Source organism: Curvibacter soli (assembly GCF_029211125.1).
Lineage (GTDB): Bacteria > Pseudomonadota > Gammaproteobacteria > Burkholderiales > Burkholderiaceae_C > Curvibacter_A > Curvibacter_A soli.
Genome location: NZ_JARGEN010000013.1, coordinates 15,054 through 31,698, shown reverse-complemented (window position 1 = coordinate 31,698; position 16,645 = coordinate 15,054). Strand labels below are relative to the sequence as shown.

At 67.8% G+C, this 16,645-nt stretch carries 21 protein-coding genes; 11 read left to right on the top strand and 10 right to left on the bottom strand.

Annotated elements, in window-relative coordinates; translation table 11 throughout:
• Positions 1 to 16: 16 nt before the first annotated feature.
• From nifK to nifH, 3 genes are all read right to left on the bottom strand, one after another.
• Positions 17 to 1,576 (bottom strand): nitrogenase molybdenum-iron protein subunit beta, encoded by a 1,560-nt coding sequence (nifK, locus tag PY257_RS02625; RefSeq protein WP_275738472.1) that lies wholly within the window; start codon positions 1,574 to 1,576, stop codon positions 17 to 19.
• Between the two features lie 78 nt (positions 1,577 to 1,654).
• Positions 1,655 to 3,118: a nitrogenase molybdenum-iron protein alpha chain gene (gene nifD / locus PY257_RS02620; protein WP_275738470.1), complete on the bottom strand. Its 1,464-nt coding sequence runs from the start codon at positions 3,116 to 3,118 to the stop codon at positions 1,655 to 1,657.
• Between the two features lie 99 nt (positions 3,119 to 3,217).
• Positions 3,218 to 4,099 (bottom strand): nitrogenase iron protein, encoded by an 882-nt coding sequence (nifH, locus tag PY257_RS02615; protein ID WP_275738468.1) that lies wholly within the window; start codon positions 4,097 to 4,099, stop codon positions 3,218 to 3,220.
• A gap of 388 nt (positions 4,100 to 4,487) precedes the next feature.
• Here nifH and PY257_RS02610 point away from each other — a divergent pair, with 388 nt between their 5' ends.
• The 11 genes from PY257_RS02610 to PY257_RS02560 all read left to right on the top strand — a co-directional run bounded on the left by PY257_RS02610 (position 4,488) and on the right by PY257_RS02560 (position 11,583).
• Positions 4,488 to 4,946: a group II truncated hemoglobin gene (locus PY257_RS02610; protein WP_275738466.1), complete on the top strand. Its 459-nt coding sequence runs from the start codon at positions 4,488 to 4,490 to the stop codon at positions 4,944 to 4,946.
• Positions 4,943 to 5,551, top strand: coding sequence for a hypothetical protein (locus tag PY257_RS02605; RefSeq protein WP_275738464.1), 609 nt, complete (start codon positions 4,943 to 4,945; stop codon positions 5,549 to 5,551). The genes PY257_RS02610 and PY257_RS02605 overlap by 4 nt, the downstream gene beginning before the upstream one ends.
• A gap of 16 nt (positions 5,552 to 5,567) precedes the next feature.
• Positions 5,568 to 6,119 carry an ankyrin repeat domain-containing protein gene (locus tag PY257_RS02600; RefSeq protein ID WP_275738462.1) on the top strand — a complete coding sequence of 184 codons (552 nt, stop codon included), beginning with the start codon at positions 5,568 to 5,570 and terminating at the stop codon, positions 6,117 to 6,119.
• A 4-nt stretch (positions 6,120 to 6,123) separates the two neighbouring features.
• Positions 6,124 to 7,860, top strand: a complete 1,737-nt coding sequence (locus tag PY257_RS02595) for a nitroreductase family protein (protein ID WP_275738460.1) — start codon at positions 6,124 to 6,126, stop codon at positions 7,858 to 7,860.
• The gene (locus PY257_RS02590; protein WP_275738458.1) at positions 7,857 to 8,627 is read left to right on the top strand and encodes an ankyrin repeat domain-containing protein; all 771 of its coding nucleotides are present in this window, start codon (positions 7,857 to 7,859) and stop codon (positions 8,625 to 8,627) included. Before PY257_RS02595 ends, PY257_RS02590 begins: the two co-directional genes overlap by 4 nt.
• A 173-nt stretch (positions 8,628 to 8,800) precedes the next feature.
• On the top strand, positions 8,801 to 9,232 hold the full coding sequence (locus PY257_RS02585; protein ID WP_275738456.1) for an ArsC/Spx/MgsR family protein: 432 nt from the start codon (positions 8,801 to 8,803) through the stop codon (positions 9,230 to 9,232).
• A 16-nt stretch (positions 9,233 to 9,248) separates the two neighbouring features.
• Positions 9,249 to 9,485 (top strand): FmdB family zinc ribbon protein, encoded by a 237-nt coding sequence (locus tag PY257_RS02580; protein WP_275738454.1) that lies wholly within the window; start codon positions 9,249 to 9,251, stop codon positions 9,483 to 9,485.
• A 21-nt stretch (positions 9,486 to 9,506) separates the two neighbouring features.
• Positions 9,507 to 9,944 carry an Ohr family peroxiredoxin gene (locus PY257_RS02575; RefSeq protein WP_275738452.1) on the top strand — a complete coding sequence of 146 codons (438 nt, stop codon included), beginning with the start codon at positions 9,507 to 9,509 and terminating at the stop codon, positions 9,942 to 9,944.
• 52 nt (positions 9,945 to 9,996) lie between these two features.
• A complete protein-coding gene (locus PY257_RS02570) occupies positions 9,997 to 10,401 on the top strand; it encodes a hypothetical protein (RefSeq protein WP_275738450.1) in 405 nt (134 codons plus the stop codon).
• Positions 10,402 to 10,434: 33 nt separating this feature from the next.
• On the top strand, positions 10,435 to 10,950 hold the full coding sequence (locus PY257_RS02565) for a hypothetical protein (protein WP_275738448.1): 516 nt from the start codon (positions 10,435 to 10,437) through the stop codon (positions 10,948 to 10,950).
• 408 nt (positions 10,951 to 11,358) lie between these two features.
• The gene (locus PY257_RS02560; protein ID WP_275738446.1) at positions 11,359 to 11,583 is read left to right on the top strand and encodes an antibiotic biosynthesis monooxygenase family protein; all 225 of its coding nucleotides are present in this window, start codon (positions 11,359 to 11,361) and stop codon (positions 11,581 to 11,583) included.
• Between the two features lie 151 nt (positions 11,584 to 11,734).
• Here PY257_RS02560 and PY257_RS02555 read toward each other — a convergent pair whose 3' ends face one another.
• From PY257_RS02555 to nifT, 7 genes are read right to left on the bottom strand one after another with little or no spacing between them, the layout of a single operon-like run.
• Entirely contained in the window at positions 11,735 to 12,109 is a 375-nt protein-coding gene (locus PY257_RS02555) for a hypothetical protein (RefSeq protein WP_275738444.1), read from the bottom strand.
• A complete protein-coding gene (locus PY257_RS02550) occupies positions 12,106 to 13,737 on the bottom strand; it encodes a flavin monoamine oxidase family protein (protein ID WP_275738442.1) in 1,632 nt (543 codons plus the stop codon). Before PY257_RS02550 ends, PY257_RS02555 begins: the two co-directional genes overlap by 4 nt.
• A gap of 20 nt (positions 13,738 to 13,757) precedes the next feature.
• A complete protein-coding gene (locus PY257_RS02545; RefSeq protein WP_275738440.1) occupies positions 13,758 to 14,078 on the bottom strand; it encodes a 2Fe-2S iron-sulfur cluster-binding protein in 321 nt (106 codons plus the stop codon).
• Between the two features lie 37 nt (positions 14,079 to 14,115).
• On the bottom strand, positions 14,116 to 14,961 hold the full coding sequence (locus PY257_RS02540) for an SIR2 family NAD-dependent protein deacylase (protein WP_275738438.1): 846 nt from the start codon (positions 14,959 to 14,961) through the stop codon (positions 14,116 to 14,118).
• Positions 14,962 to 14,972: 11 nt separating this feature from the next.
• On the bottom strand, positions 14,973 to 16,139 hold the full coding sequence (locus tag PY257_RS02535; protein ID WP_275738436.1) for a DegT/DnrJ/EryC1/StrS family aminotransferase: 1,167 nt from the start codon (positions 16,137 to 16,139) through the stop codon (positions 14,973 to 14,975).
• A 2-nt stretch (positions 16,140 to 16,141) separates the two neighbouring features.
• Positions 16,142 to 16,402 (bottom strand): hypothetical protein, encoded by a 261-nt coding sequence (locus tag PY257_RS02530; RefSeq protein WP_275738434.1) that lies wholly within the window; start codon positions 16,400 to 16,402, stop codon positions 16,142 to 16,144.
• A 12-nt stretch (positions 16,403 to 16,414) separates the two neighbouring features.
• Positions 16,415 to 16,633: a putative nitrogen fixation protein NifT gene (gene nifT, locus PY257_RS02525; RefSeq protein WP_275738432.1), complete on the bottom strand. Its 219-nt coding sequence runs from the start codon at positions 16,631 to 16,633 to the stop codon at positions 16,415 to 16,417.
• Positions 16,634 to 16,645 lie beyond the last annotated feature (12 nt).

The window sequence follows — 16,645 nt, the reverse complement described above, 5'->3', positions numbered from 1 at the left end:
AACGGGGCAGCCCCGGCTACCGGATGATGTCGTAGCTGTAATCGGTCTTCGCCGGCACGATGGTGTTGGCATCGAGCGTCTCGAAGAATTCGTCCAGCAGCATCACCAGCGTGCGCAGACCGCCCTCGTAGCCCCAGGTCGGATAGCGGTGGTAGTGGTGGCGGTCGAAAATCGGGAAGGTCATGCGCACCAGCGGCGTCTTGGTGTCGCGCTCCAGGTACTTGCCGTAGGTGTTGCCAATCAGGAAATCGACCGGCTCCGTATACAGCAGCGAGCGCATGTGCCACAGGTCGCGCTTCGGGTAGACCTTGCAGCCGGCGCCGTAGGGCGAACCGTCGAACAGTTCCTGCACCTTCTTCGCCCAGGTTTCAGTGCCGTTGGTGGCCAGCACGTGGGCCGGCTCGGCGCCCAGCTCCAGCAGGAACCGGGTGGTGCCCAGCATCTGGTCCGGGTCGCCGTACAGCGCAAAGCGCTTGCCGTGCAGGTGGGCCTGGCTGTCGGCCATGGCATCGACCAGTTGGCCACGCTCCTTTTCGAGCTGCGCGGGAATCGGCTTGCCGCTGATGCGGGAGATCGCCATCAGGAATTCGTCGGTGCCCGCGACGCCCATCGGCGCATTCAGCACGACGACTTCCTGACCATGCTCGGCGATGAACTTGCTGGTCTTCTCGCAGCAGTATTCCTGGAACACGATGGTGGCCTTGGCATGGAGCGCCGCTTCCACTTCTTCCTTGGTGGTGCCGCCCTCGTACATGCGGAACTCGCCATCGGTGGGCGTGTTCCAGTTCTCCGAGGGGTCGCAGAGGATGTTGACCTCGACACCGAACAGTTCGAATATGCGGCGGATTTCCTTCATGTTGCCGACGACGAAGCCGTCGAAGCCGCCGATGAAGTTGATGGTTTCGTCAGGCACGCGCACCAGCGGCGCGGCGGTGCCGGCCTTGCCGTCCCAGAAGTGCTTGAGGATGCCCAGCAGCGCGTTGTCGTAGCCCGTGATGTGGCTGCCGACGAAAGCCGGCGTGTGGGCGAATGGCACGTCGTAGTCCTCCGGCACGCTGCCCTTCTGCTTGCTGTTCTTGATGAAGGCGTCGAGGTCGTCGCCGATCACCTCGGCCATGCAGGTGGTGCTGACGGCGATCATCTCGGGCTTGTAGAGGTTGTAGGCATTGGCCAGGCCGTCGATCATGTTGTTGAGGCCGCCGAACACCGCGGCGTCTTCCGTCATCGAGGAGCTGACGCAGGAGGTCGGCTCCTTGAAGTGGCGCGAGAAGTGTGAACGGTAGTAGGCCACGCAGCCCTGGCTGCCATGCACGAAGCTCAGCGTCTTGTGGAAGCCGTTGGCGACGAACACCGCTCCCAGCGGCTGGCATGCCTTGGCGGGGTTCACGGTGAGCGAGTCGCGGGCGAAGTTCTTCTGCTTGTAGTCTTCGGTCTTGGTCCATTCGACGATCTGCTTGACCGTTTCGTCGGAGTGATTGAACTCGAACTCTTCCTTCTTGCTGCGGAAGATTTCCTGGTACTCGGGTTCGCGGAACAGCAGTTCGTGGTCGAGGATATTGTCGGCGGATTGGGGCATGGCGGACTCCTGGGGGTTTCAATGGGGCGAGCGGCGGGCAACCATCGGAACACACCGACGGTCACCGGCCTTCAAGGTTCAGGCGGCTTTCTTCCAGGGCGCTTTGGTCAGGCTCCAGATCGGACTGGAGATCGCCATGTCCATGTCGCGCGCGAAGATCGCGAAACCGTCGTAGCCGTGGTACGGGCCGGAATAGTCCCAGCTGTGCATCTGGCGGAAGGGCACGCCCATCTTCTGGAACACGTACTTTTCCTTGATGCCCGAGCCGACCAGGTCGGGCTGCACCTGTTCGACGAACTTCTCGAACTCGTAGCCGGTCACATCGTCATAAATCAACGTGCCGTCCTTCACGTAGTGGGTGGTGCGCTGGTAGTCGTCGTTGTGGCCGAACTCGTAGCCGGTGCCAACCACGTCCATGCCCAGGTCTTCATAGGCGCCGATCACATGGCGCGGGCGCAGGCCGCCGACGAACAGCATGACCTTCTTGCCCTGCAGGCGCGGCTTGAAGCGCGCGATCACGGCGTCCATCAATGGGCGGTATTTGGCGATGACCTTCTCGGCGTTGGCCTTGATGGTGTCGTCGAAGTGGCTGGCGATTTCGCGCAGGCTCTTTTCGATCATGCTCGGGCCGAAGAAGTTGTATTCCACCCATGGGATGCCGTACTTCTCTTCCATGTGCCGGCTGATGTAGTTCATCGAGCGGTAGCAGTGCAGCACGTTGAGCTTGGCCTTGGGCGTGTTCTCCAGCTCGGCGATGGAGCCGTCGCCCGACCACTGCGCGATCACGCGCAGGCCAATCTCTTCCAGCAGGATGCGGCTGGACCAGGCGTCGCCACCGATGTTGTAGTCGCCGATGATGGCCACGTCGTAGGGCGTGGACTTGAATTCGGGGCGCTTGTTCGGGTCGACCTTGTCGAACACCCAGTCGCGGATGGCGTCGTTGGCCAGGTGGTGGCCCAGCGACTGGCTCACCCCGCGGAAGCCCTCGCAACGCACGGGCACGATGGTGTGGCCTTCGTACTGCTTCGTCTTCTTCTTCGAGACGGCCTCGATGTCGTCGCCGATCAGCCCGATCGGACATTCGGACTGGATCGAGATGCCTTTGTTGAGCGGGAACAGTTCCTGGATCTCATCGATGATCTTGTCGAGCTTCTTGTCGCCGCCGAAGACGATGTCCTTCTCCTGGAAGTCGGAGGTGAACTGCATCGTCACGAAGGTATCGATACCGGTGGTGCCGATGTAGTAGTTGCGGCGCGCCGCCCACGAATACTGGCCGCAGCCGACCGGGCCGTGGCTGATGTGAATCATGTCCTTGATCGGGCCCCACACCACGCCCTTGCTGCCGGCATAGGCACAGCCGCGGATGGTCATGACGCCGGGCAGCGACTTGATGTTGGACTTCACGCCGCAGTCGGGCTTGCCGTCTTCGAACGTGCCCAAGTGTTTGGCGCGCCGCTTGGCCATCTTTTCGGGATAGGCCTTCAGCACTTCATCGATCAGGGCCTTGTTCGCGGCCTTGCGTTCTTCAACGGTGGCGGTCATGGTGGGAACTCCGGTAGGTAATGGTTTGCATCATCTGGCGAGGGCGCAGGCCCGGTCCGTCCTGCGGCGAACCGGGCCGCAGCCCGGGGCGCGCGCAGGTCAGGCGACCAGTTCGGTGGCGGTCTTGCCGACTTGCGATTCGTCGACCTGCTTCATGATCCCGTGGTCCATCAACAGGTCCTCGAGCTGGTCCATCGTGATCGGGGTCGGGATCGTGCCGTTGCCCGCGTTGTTGTGGATCTTGCTGGCCAGGGTGCGGTACTCGGCGGCCTGCTTGGAATCGGGCGCGTACTCGATCACCGTCATGCGGCGCAGCTCGGCGTGCTGCACGATGTTGTCGCGCGGCACGAAATGGATGAGCTTGCTGCCCAACATGCCGGCCAGCGCCTCGGCCAACTCCAGTTCCTTGTCGGTCTGGCGCTCGTTGCACACCAGGCCGCCCAGGCGCACGCCGCCCGAGTTGGCGTACTTCAGGATGCCCTTGGAGATGTTGTTGGCCGCGTACATGGCCATCATCTCGCCAGACATCACGATGTAGATTTCCTGCGCCTTGTTTTCGCGGATGGGCATGGCGAAGCCGCCGCACACCACGTCGCCCAGCACGTCATAGGACACATAGTCCACGCCATCGTAGGCGCCGTTTTCTTCGAGGAAGTTGATCGAGGTGATCACGCCGCGGCCGGCGCAGCCGACACCCGGCTCAGGGCCGCCGGACTCGACGCAGCGGATGTCCTTGTAGCCGATCTTCATCACGTCTTCGAGCTCCAGATCCTCCACCGAGCCGGCTTCTGCGGCCAGCGAGAGGATGGTGTCCTGGGCCTTGGCATGCAGGATCAGGCGGGTCGAGTCGGCCTTGGGGTCGCAGCCGACGATGAGGATCTTCTGATCGAGTTCGGTCAGGGCCGCCAGGGTGTTCTGGGAGGTGGTCGATTTGCCGATGCCGCCTTTGCCGTAGAAGGCGATTTGCCGAAGTTTGGACATTGCAGTACTCCATTCAGGAAGGGTTGAAAAGCATGGGTTGCGTAGCCGCGACCATGTCAGCCTGTCGTGCCTGTAGGTCTTCTTCTATGGGGTCACGCATCGGCCGGACTTGTGTCCGCGCAGCCTTCCTTCGCAGCTTCCATGCCATGCCGTTGCAGCCTCTGTGCAGGGATCTCCGGCATGCTCGCCGTCAGAGGGGAAACGGGGATTCCAGGGGATTGCCAGGGCCTTCCCAGGGACGCTCCGGCGCTTTGTCCATTTCGCGACAAACGTTGCATGGCGCGTCGTGAAAAGACCGCGCCACTGGCCCCTGCGCCGCGTTTGTGTCGTGTTTGCAGCGCGCCGCACGCCGCGCGTGGCTGGTACGGTCATTGCAGAAACAGGCGGCATGAACGCCGCCACGACCTCTGCACAGCCGATGCCTGCGCGCCCCCCGCATTTCGAGATGCTGGGCGGCGAGGCCGGCGTTGCGCGGCTGGTCGACGCCTTCTACCGCCACATGGACATGCGCCCCGATGCGCAAGGCATCCGCGCGATGCACGAACCGGACCTTGCACGGACCAAGGCCGTGCTGGCGCTCTACCTGTGCGAATGGCTTGGCGGACCGAAGGACTATTCGGCGAGCCGAGGCCACCCGCGCCTGCGCATGCGCCACGCGGGCTTCGCCATCGGCATGGCCGAGCGCGACGCCTGGCTCGCCTGCATGCGCGCCGCGCTGGCTGACGCCGGTGTCGCGCCCGCGCTGCAGGCCGAACTGATGAACGCTTTTTTCAAGACCGCCGACTGGATGCGCAACGTCCAGGAAGCGCCCCACCCGGCTCCCTCCACCACCAAGGACTTTTCATGACTGCCACGATTGCCCGCAAGGAGCTCGACGACACCGCGTTCGCTCGACTCGAACAGGAGGGGCGGCTGCTCAACCCCGTGCTCAAGGCGCCGACCAGCAAATACGGCCGCGTCGGCTTTCGCGGGGAACTGGCGCTGCGCTTCGCGCCCAAGCTGGCCGACGAGGCTCGCCCACCCGAACTCACCTGCGACCAGGTGATGGCCGTCGCTACCGTCGGCGACAAGCATCTGCCCTTCTTCGCCGGCTACCTGCTGAGCTTCGAGCACCTGAAGGACGTGGCTGAGGTGCTGGGCGACACGCTCAGCGCGGGAGGCAAGTACTTTTTGTTCTGCAACAACATCGATCTGTCGAAAAAGTACCAGGTACCCTACAAGGGGGCCCTGTTCTACGTGCTGCCCATCGACGAATCGACGGTCTACAACGAACTGCTGACGCTGCTGTACCTGGAGAAAAACGACCTGAAGAAAAAAGACACCGCCGGCAAGCTGGACGCCGTGGCCGACGCGGCGCTCAAGTTCGACGTCACCTTCGACACCATCACCTACGGCGAAGGGCTGGAATTGATGGGCCCCGTGCGCAACCCCAACGAGAACCGCCCCGTCTGACGCGGCAAGCCACCCGATGAACTCCCTGCGCCACGGCACGGCCCCAGCCCCCGCCATGGTGGCCTACATTGCCGCCCGCGGTACCGCCGACTGGACTGCAGCGGATGCAGAGCCACGCGCAGCGCTGCCAGGCGCACTTGCCGCATGGCTCGCGCAGCAGGACTTCCCCGGCCTGCGGGCGCGCGACGCCAATGGCGACACGCCCCTGATGCGCGCCGCGTGGCAGGGGGAGGAGGCAGTAGTCGAGGCCCTGCTGGCATGCGGCGCCGTGCCCGACGCGCTGAACGACGACGGCAACAGCGCGCTGTGGTTCGCCTGCCTGCATGGCGGCCCCGCCACCATCCTGCGGCTGGTCGAGGCCGGCGCGCCGATTGACCACGCCAACGACGACGACATTACCTGCCTCATGCAGGCCGCAGCCAGCGGGCGGGTGGAAATCGTCCGGATGCTGCTGGCGCTGGGGGCCGCGCCCCACCTGAGCGCCCCCGACGGACGCAATGCGTTCGACATGGCCGCCGACCGCGGCCTCGAGCTGCTGCGCCTGGCCCGCCGCGTGGGCGGGCGGTAGAGCCATGCCGGCCAGCCCGCCAACCGCGCCGTGTGCGCCGCCATCGGCACAGAGCCAGCCAGGTGCCGACGCGGGCCATGATGGCGAGCCCGCAGCGCGTGCGGCCACCGTGCTGGCCTACCATGCGCGCACCAAGCACCGGCTGGAGCGCTATGCCGCCGGCCCGGAAACGCTCGACTGGGATGCCCAGCCCGACCCGTTCCGCCGCTTTGCAGGGGCACCCGCCACACTGCTGCCGCTGCCCGGCGACGGCGACGACACGCCCTGGTCGCGCATCTTTGCGCCGGGCGCGGTCGCGCCTCGCTGGCCTTCGCGCGACAGCGTGGGCCTGCTGTTCGAACTCTCCTTCGCGCTGTCGGCCTGGAAGCAATCCGGCCCGGACCGCTGGGCCCTGCGCTGCACGCCCTCCAGCGGCAACCTGCATCCGACCGAGGCCTACCTGCTGACGCGGGGCGTCGCGGACCTCGAAGACGGCCTGCACCACTACGCTCCCCGGGAACACGCGCTGGAGTTGCGCGCCCGCACGGCGCGGCCCGACGGCAAGGTCGGCGCGCAAGCGCCGCGCCTGCTGGTCGGCCTCAGCTCGATCCACTGGCGCGAAGCCTGGAAATACGGCGAGCGCGCCTTCCGCTACTGCCAGCTCGACATCGGCCACGCCATCGGCGCGCTGCGTTATGCCGCCGCGGTGCTCGGCTGGCGCGTGCAAGCGCAGCCGCTGGGCCATGCCGCCATCGCGCGGCTGCTGGGCCTGGACCGCGCCGGCGACTTCACCGGCGCCGAGCGCGAGGAAGCCGAAGCCCTGTTCGAGCTGCGGTACGCACCCGACGAACCCGCCAGCAAGGAAGACCTCCTCGCGTGGATCGCCGACGCCGCCTGGAGTGGTCGGGCCAGCCGGATCGACGCGCGCCCGATGTACCGCTGGCCCGTCATCGACGAAGTCGCGCTGGCATCGCGCCGGGACACGCACGCTGCCGTACCGTCCTTGCTGCCGCTGGCCGCGCGCCATCTGCCACCCGACACCGACAAGGCCGCCGCCGCGCTGATTCGTTTGCGTCGCAGCGCCCAGCAGTTCGACCGGCGCGCCCGACTCGACGCCGAGCGCTTCTGGCCAATCGCCGCCGCCCTGATGCCAGCAACCGTCGATGCCGCTGGCGCACCGCTGCCGTGGGACGTCTGGACCGCACCGGTCCGCGTGCATGCCGTGCTGTTCCCGCACCGCATCGACGGCCTTGCGCCGGGCGCCTACCTGCTGCCGCGCGAGGCCTCGGCGCATCTCGCGCTGCGCGCCGCCCTGCCCCAGCTGGCATGGCGGCGCGTCGAAGCCGCCCCGCCCGAAGTGCCGCTGTACGAGATGGCGGCAACCCCCACGCTCGCGGGAACGCTGCGTACCCTGAGCTGCCACCAGGCCATCGGCGCCGACGCCATCTTCGTCGTCGCGCTGCTGGCCGAATTCCACCCTGCGATCGACGGCGAGCCCTGGCGCTACCGCGAGTTGCTGCGCGAAGCGGGCCTGGTCGGCCAGGTGCTCTACCTCGAAGCAGAGGCCGCAGGCCTGCGCGGCACCGGCATCGGCTGCTACTTCGACGATTCGGTCCACGCGCTGCTGGGGCTGGCCGGCAATCCCCCTTCCCGCTGGCAGGTGGTCTACCACTTCAGCGTGGGGCTGCCCCTGATCGACCCGCGCATCACCACCGAAGCGCCCTATGACCGGTACGCGCGGCAGGAGGCCACACGCCCATGAAAGGCAAACGCATGTTCCGCCGCATCACACTCGCCGAACTTGGTGCCTGGCAACTCCAGCGGACGAACGTGCTGCTGCTCGACGCCCGTGACGCCGCCAGCCATGCCCGCGATGGCTGGCCCGGCGCCGTCCACCTGTCGCGCGACAACCAGGACATGCTGCTGCTGCGCACCGACCACCGGCGTCCGGTGCTGATCTACTGCTACCACGGCAACGCCAGCCAGGCGTGGGCGCAGATGTTTGCCGACTTCGGCTTCACCGACGTGTGCGACCTGATAGGCGGCCATGCCGCCTGGACTGCCAGCCGCGCCACCGCGAACCCATCGGGCAAGCCGCCCACACCGGCGCTCGCGGCGTGGCTGGCGCGCGAAGGCTTCGTTGGCCCCGACGCGCGCGGCGCCCACGGCAACACTCCCCTGATGACTGCGGCATGGCGCGGCCATGCGGATATCGTCGAGGCGCTGCTGGCGCACGGCGTCGCGCTGGCCGCTACCAACGCCGACGGCAACAACGCGCTCTGGCTGGCCTGCGTGCACGGCGACCCGCAGCTCGTGCAGCGGCTGGCCGCCGCCGGCGTGCCGATCGACCATGCCAACGACGCCGGCGCCACCTGCCTGATGTACGCGGCATCCTCCGGCAAGGCGGCGATCGTGCGCACGCTGCTGGCCCTGGGCGCCAACCCCGCCCTGCGTTCGCAGGACGACTTCAGCGCGCTCGACATGGCCGCGACCGTCGATTGCCTTCAACTCCTGCGCACCGTCGCCTGAGAGGCTGAGAATCTTTCGGTCATGCCCGCTCACCACCCCAAAACGCACCCGCTCGGCGTTGCAAATGCGCGCCGTAGCCCGGGCTACGGCTGTGCTTTACGCCTTGATCGGGCGCGTTGTGGGGCGTTGCTCGGACACGCCCGAAAAACTCTCAGCCTCTGAGCAATCCATCCATGGCCCACATCGTCTTCTACGAAAAACCCGGCTGCGGCGGCAACGCCCGGCAGAAGGCGCTGCTGCGTGCGGCCCACCACACCCTCGACGTGCGCGACCTGCTGCGCTGGCCGTGGAGCGCCGAGTCGCTGCTGGCCTTCCTGGCACCGCTTCCGGTAGCCGAGTGGTTCAACCGTGCAGCGCCGGCCGTCAAGTCCAGCGAGGTGGTGCCCGAGGCGCTCGACGCCGAGGCCGCGCTCGCCCTGCTGCTGGCCCGGCCACTGCTGATCCGCCGCCCGCTGATGGCCGTTGGCGAGCAGCGCATGGTCGGCTTCGATATCAGTCGCGTGCAGGCATGGGTCGGCCTCGGCCCCGCCGCGCCCGCGCATGGCACGCCCCCCGAAGACTGCGCCGCCGCTGAAGGCAACTGCGGTACTTCGCACCACCACTGACCCCAGGAGAAAAGCGATGCCCCTCTACGACTACCACTGCGCCGCCTGCGGCCACCGGTTCGAGACCCTGGTGCGGGCGGGCGGCATGCCGGCCTGCCCGCAATGCGGCAGTACCGCGCTGGAGCGGCAGGTCAGCGCCCCGGTGCCGCCCGGACGGAGCAAGGCCATCATCGCCTCCAACCGGCGCGCGGCGGCCCGCGAGGGCCATTTCAGCAACTTCTCGCAAGCCGAGCGCAGGAAGCTGCTCGGCTGAGCATCGAAGGAAGCGACGACCATGGATCTCGTCTACAAAACCACCATGCTGACCCAGGGCGGCCGCGGCGGCCAGGTGCAGAGCGAGGACGGCAGCTTCAAGCTCAAGCTCGCCGTTCCCCCGGAAATGGGAGGCAAGGGCGATGGCCCCAACCCCGAGCAGCTTTTCGCAGCGGCCTTCGGAGCCTGCTTCGAACACTCCATACGGCATATCGCCAAGGCCGACAGGCTGCCGCTGCGCGGCTGCTACGTCGAAGCGGTGCTGTCGATGTACGTGAACTTCGAGGGTGCCTACCGCATGGCACTGAGCCTGACCGCCTTCATGGCGGGCCCGCTCGACCAGCCCACTGCTGACAGCCTGATGGAACGCGCCCAGGGCATCTGCCCCTATGCCGATGCCACCAGGACCCGCATGACGCTGAACCTCAAGGCGGTGCTGGACACGCCGGTGGCGGCCTGAAGGCCCGAGGCGCCGCACGCGAGAAGGCACCTCTACCCCGGAGCCCCCCGCCATGTCTTCGCGCGCCCGAGACGCCCTGATCCCCTACAGCTATGCCCGCTTTGCCGACGCCAAGGCGTTCGTCTTCCGCATGTGGTGCGAATTCGCCGCCGAGCGCCACGCGCCGGCGCCGGCCGATCTCTCGGGCGCCTGCAAGTACGGCTCCCTCTTCGTGCGCGAAGTCTTCGGCGGCGTCATCGAAGGCCACTACGCCCACCAGTTCAACCGGGTGGGCGGACGCCTGGTCGATATCGGCCACGACGCGCTCGACGTCGGCAGCATGCGCAACCCCTACCTGCACGACGCAGACTACTTCATGGTCCCCGAATACCGCGCCCGCCTCGCCAGCTGCGCGCTGCGGGTCGATGGCTGGGTGGCCGGATTCATACGCGAAACCGGCACCCTCGACGGGCCCTGAGCGGGAGCCGCCCGCCCCCCAGGAGAAACCGCCATGAGCACCTTGGCTCCATCGACATCTCCCCGCGGTCGCGGCGCCACCGGGTTCGCCCAGGGAGGCGGCGGCCTGCCGCAATATGTCGGCATCGGTGGCTGGGTGCGGCATCCACGCTCGTTCGATGCCGGCGATCTCGAACGAATCGGCGCCGTGGACATCAGGAACTTCGTCGTCCGCTGCACGGTCGATGGCGAGCACGGCGGCGCCCGCTCCATGCGCGCGGTGCCGCTGCGCGCCCTGATCGGCCTGAGCGAACCGGCCTTTGCCGAACGCACGGATTTCAAGCGCGCGGCGATCGTGGCAGTCGGCATCGACGACTACCGCGCACTGTTCTCGTGGACCGAACTCTTCCATACCACCGTGGGCAATGGCGTGTTCCTCGCCTTCGACAGCCCGCTCGCACGGCTCGATGCCCGCACCGGCCCCTTCGCCCTGCTCAGCCTGCACGACGAATTCACCGGCCCGCGCTTCGTACGGCAATTGGCATCGGTCGAACTGCACAGGCTCTGGTGAAAGCAGGCAAGCATGAACATGCACGGCGGCATGGGCGCCGGCGGCTCCCATGCGGAAAGCCCTCCTCGCCAGGCCGTGATGTCGCGAAGACTACAGCACTTCGCATTCATGTAGCTTTCTACCTGGAAACAGCAGTTGGATGCGCTCCGCCGCTGCCGTGATAGGGGTGCCAGGCAAGGCTGAGCGGCTGCGGCTCCAACAGCACCTGCGTGCTGTTGGACAGCGCGAAGAAGGCCTGTCTCCGGCAGGCCTGCGCCCTGCAAGGGCGACGACGCGGCGGGCTACTGCCCGCAAGGAGGAGCAACGCCGCATGGCGCGCCGAGCGCGGTGCTGGCAGGTGCATAGCGCGCTCACCCACGAGGTGAACTCCATCGAAGCCGTCAGCGCTCGATTTCCTGCGGCCTGGCAATGGATACGAAGCGGTCAACTGCCGTTTCCAGGTTCAACCTTCTGCAGGGGTCGAGCGACGCGCAGGCGACCGTGTTCGTCTCGCACTCCACCTGGGAGAGCGCCGAAGCCTTCGAGGCATGGACGCGTTCCGAGGCTTTCCGCGTCGCGCATGCCAGCGCCGGCCAGCAGCGCGGCCTCTACCTGGGGCCGCCGCAGTTCGAGGGCTTCGAGGCTGTGCTGTAGCCGGGCGCTCCCAGCGAGGGCAGCCATGGGAGAAAACGGAAAAGCTACTGTTTTGATAGCTGCCACCGCAGTCTCCATAAGCGCTAAAGCCCGATTTGGCTTGAATCCACAGACGGCTCGAAAGGCATGGACGCCAAAGCCGTCGGCGCTCTCACAGCTGCATCTGGAACAGACGCGGCTGGCTCTGCCGGTACACGCGCAGCCACAGCAGGGTCGCGGGCACCAGCGATTCGCAGGCGAACCACAGCGCCTCGTCCAGCGCTTCGCCGGCCGGGCCCGACAGGCATGGGCGCAGGGCATTCCAGCCGGACCAGTCGAGTTCGGGCATGCCGCGCCCGATCGCAGGTTCGGCCTGGGCCATGCTGTCGGCCAGGGTCTTGAGCTGCCGCAGCACCTCGGCGCGGGTCAGGCGCGAGCGCAGCAGTTCGCCGCACTCCAGCCCCTCAACCAGCGTGACCACCGCAAGGCCCGCCTGTTCGACGATGGCCAGCAGCGCGCTGGCTTCCAGGGCGCGCACGCCCGTCATGCCGGCACCGCCGTCCGCCGCGCATCCGCGTTCGTGGATGCGGCCATCAGACGACCATTCAGCTCCAGCGCGAACTCGCGCCAGGCCGCCGCGAGATCGAGCGCGATGGCGCGCCGCAGCACCGTATCGGGCTGGTGCTCGTCGGGAAAGTTCGACAGCGCGCACGAGCCGCCGTTGAAGGCCAGCGCCTCCGACAGCAGTTGACCGTTCCAGCCGTCGAATGCTGCCAGCAGCACCGGCGTCAGCGCATGCCGGCCCGCCGCGACCGGCCCGGCGCGCTCCAGGCCCAGCCCTGGCAGCAGGCCGTCGAGCGCAACCAGCGTTTCGCTGTAGACCTGCTCGACGGTCGCCAGCAGCGCGCGCTGCGTCAACTGCTCCGCCTGCTGGCAGGAAAGCAGCCGCGCCAGATGCTGGCGGTAATGCAGCGGCGCCTGTGCGCAGCGCGCTGCCACGGTGGCCTTGAACCGGCTCAGCGCGTCGCCCGCATCGGCCGCGCCGGGAGCCGCCGCGCGCACCGGCGCCAACGCCCGTGCGATGCGCGCCGCCGATTCCAGTGCGCCTTCCATGTGGCCGGCGCCGTGCGTGGCGCTCTCGCTGCCGCCGAAGTACAGGCGCCCGGCCCAGTGCGGGCGGCGCAGGGCCGGGTCGGCCTGCGGCGGCTCTGGCTGGCCCGCACGGTCGGCGGCGCTGCAGGTCCAGGGCTCGTCGGCCCAGTCACACACATGCTGCCGTCCATCCTGCTGCGCTTGGGCGCCATAGAGCTGCACGAGCTGGCTTTCGATCAGCATCGGCATGCCGCGGCGGAAATTGACGCGCTGCGCGGCACCGAGCGCGACGAAGCCGCCCAGCGCACCGGCACCCGTGGCGTCGTCACTGGCATCGAAGACCTCGCCCAGCATCGCCTGTGCATGCCGCACGAAGGCGTTGCCGGAATGGCCCGCCGTGCGCCAGAACGGGCGCGAGTAGGTGGTGACAGCCTTGGCCTGGGCCGCCATCCAGGTGGGCGTGGCGGCCAGCGCATCAACCAGCGCCGCTGGCAGCGGTGGGTCGAAGGCGATGCGTTCCAGCACCAGGCGCGGGGGCAGCGCCAGCACGGCATGGCGCGCGCGCAGCAGACGCATACGGCGGCCACCCTCTTGCCCTTCTTCCAGTTGCAGTTCGAGCCAGGCGCCGCGGTCGCGCAGCAGGCGCAATGCGCTGCCGGGGTGCACGCTGCCCGCGGGCAAGGTGGCGGCGAGCGCTTCGACCAGGCGCGCCGCACCGCCCTTGATGCGGTAGGCCCCGGCATGCACGCCTCCGGTTTCCTCGCGACGCTCGGGCTCGCGATTCGGGTCTGTGAGCCACAGCGCATCGCCGGGGTCATGCTGCGGCGCGCTCGCCAGACCCAGCTCGGCCAGCAGCGCGGCGATGCGCGGCTCGGTGTCGGGCCAGAACCAGGCCGGGCCCATGTCCAGGGCCTGGCCGGTGGCTTCGCAACGCCGCGTCAGCACGCGCCCGCCCAGGCGCTCACGCGCCTCGACGACCACGGCCGACAGCCCCTGTGCGTGTAGCGAGCGCGCCAGCGCGAGCCCGCACAAGCCGGCGCCGACGATGGCCACGTCAGCGACGAGCGGTTGGACGACAGCCATGCCGGCCCCCGCCCGTCCCATCAGACGAAGGTCAGCAGTTCGACGGTCACGGGCTCCTCGCCCAGCACCGCCCGGCAGGCCAGGCGCGACTTGGAGCCGACGCCGACGATGGCGTCGAGCCGTTCGTTTTCTTCGCGCGTGGTCTTCGACAGGCTCTTGCGTCCTTCGAGCACGAACAGGTGGCACAGGTCGGTGCACTTCGCGCCGCCGTCGCATTCGTGGTTCAGCACGCCGGCGCGGCGCAATGCCTCGAGCAGCGTGATGCCGGGCGTGGCCTCGTAGGTCTGGCCCGAGGGCATGACGGTCACGGTCGTGGTGGTGGTGGTGCTTGCTTCGCTCATGGTCGTTGGATCGTGGTTGGGGTTGAAAAAGAAAGTTTCAGGCAGGCACCGCCGGCTGCAGCGCGTCCACCAGCGCTTCGGCGAACCGCGCGAGCGGCATGTCGATGCGGGTGATGCCTTGCTCTTCGAGGAAGCGCGCCTCCATGCGCGTGGGCGCCTCGGGCAGCACGGCCCAGTGCAGGGCTGAGGATCGCTTCATGATCTGACGCGCAAAGCTGCGCGTGAGCTGGTCGTCGAAGCGGCAGCCCAGGAACAGGAAGTGGCGGCCGCTGCGCCAGTTTTGCACCATCTGCGGGATCGGCGTCTGGATGTCGATCTCGGTCAGCACCTCGACGTAGTCGCTGTCGGAAACCAGGTAGTTGCCCGCCGGCGCGTGGCCGCCGATGGGCTTGTAGAGGATGCGCCCCGCGTCCACCGGCAGCTCGGCCAGGAATTCGCCGTCGTCGGCATACACGCCGGTCCACTGGCCGAAATGCTCGGACTGCGACAGCCCCTGGATCTGCACCCAGTCGCCTTCGGGCCGTACCTGGGCCAGCGCGGCGGCGAAGGTGTCGTCGTACCAGGCATCGACCCACAGTCTGGCCCCGCTCGCGGCCAGCGCCCGATGCAGCGGCGAAGGTTCGGGCACGGCGGCAAAGGCCTGGTTCATGAGCTGCACCACCGACTTGCGGTGCTTGAAGTTCTCGATGAACTGCGCCGCCTGCGTGAGCCGCTTGCGGATCTTGTGCGGCACGCTGACCTTGGCGGTCATGAGCTCGGCCAGCGCCAGCGGATTGGCCGGCACCTTGGCGCCGCCGCACAGCGAGAGCATGTCGGGCCCCAGGTAGGGAATGACGGCGCCGGTGTCGAGTCGGCGGGCGATGTCGTGCACGAGGGTGTTCATGGGGCGCTTTCTTACAGGTAGATGGCTGCGCCGGCACCGACGTTGGTGGCGGTGTCCTTCAGCGTCTTGACGATGTACTTGACCTGGTCCGCGTCAAGCTGGGTGTGCAGCGGCAGCGCCAGCGCGCGGTCGCCGATGCGGTCGGTATCGGGCAGCAGGCCGCGCTTGCGGCCGATGGCGTCGCCGGCGGCCTGCATGTAGAAGAACTGCCGGTGCAGCGGGTGGCTGTAGGCGGCGGTCTCGACACCGCAGGCGCGCAGGTCGTCGATCATCTGGCTGCGCGCGCTCTGCGTGAAGCGCTTGCCCAGATGCACCACGTAGAGCATCCAGTGCACCTCCTCCACATCCTCCGCCAGGTACGGCGGCTTGATGCCCTCGAAACTCTGCATCTCGGCGTGGTACCAGGCCTCTACCTGCTTGCGCGCCGCCAGCCGCTCGTCGAGCCCGGCCAGCTGCGCCAGGCCCAGCGCGGCGGTGAGTTCGCTCATGCCGGCCTGCAGCGGCACACGCGAACCGACCGAAAGCGAGCTGCGGTCGGCCACGCGGCGCTGGCGCAGGTAGCGCAGCTCGTGCACCAGCTCGTCGTCGTCGGTGACCAGCATGCCGCCCTCGCCGGTGCACAGGGCCGAGGGCTGCGAGAAGTCGAACACCGCCACGTCGCCGAAGCTGCCCACAGTCCTGCCCAGGTAGCGCGAGCCCAGCGCCTCGGTGCTGTCCTCGATCAGCCTCAAGCCGTGCGCATCGGCCAGCGCGCGCAGCGGGACCCAGGCAGCCGGGTGGCCGTTGGTGTTGCCGGCCAATATGGCACGCGTCTTCGGGCCGATCTTCAACGCGGCCTTCTCGGCGCTGAGGCAGCCGCTCCAATAATCGATGTCGGCGAACACCGGGGTGGCGCCGGCCAGCGTGATGGCCTGCGCCACCTGGTGCCAGGCATGAGCGGCGCAGATCACCTCGTCGTCCGGGCCGATGCCCCAGGCACGCAGCGCGATCCAGGTGCCCAGCGTGCCGCTGCCCACGGCCACCGCATGCCGGCGCCCGGTCCAGCCGGCAAAGGCGCGCTCGAAGGATTCGAGCATCGGTCCATCGCTCCAGCGGGTGGAGTGGAGCACGGCGTTGACGAGCTCGATCTCGCGCCTGCCGCATTCGGGTTCGGACAGGGAGATGGCGTCGATGTCCATGGTCAGTCCTGGGTCAGGATGAGCGCCGTGGCTTCTTCCGGCTGCTGCGTCACATGCCAGCAGTGGCCGTTGGAAGCGGCAAGATAGACGCTGCGCGCGCCGAGCCGCAAGGCGGGGGTTTCCTCGCGCATGTCCATGGCATCGACCACGATTGCGCGCACCGCGGGATGGCGCTCGCGCCACTGCGCCGCGGCATCGCGCAGCGTGGGCGCTGCGCCGACCACCTCGCCGGCGGCGCTCAGTTGTTCGGCCGTCACTGCCATGGCGCGCCCTTTTCAGTCGGCGTCGCCGGCGATGCGGCGCGCTTCCACCGTGATCGGCAGCGACGTGCCTTCGGGCATCGCCGGCAGGTCGAGCTGCCAGCCATTGCCGAGCGTGACCAGGCCGCCCCACATGCCGGGCTGGACCATCGAGATGATCGGCTCCTCCAGGTCTTTCTTGGGCACGTAGGCGCTCAGCGCGCCCTTGCTGTCTTTGCGGATCATCACTTTCATCGTCGGCTCCGG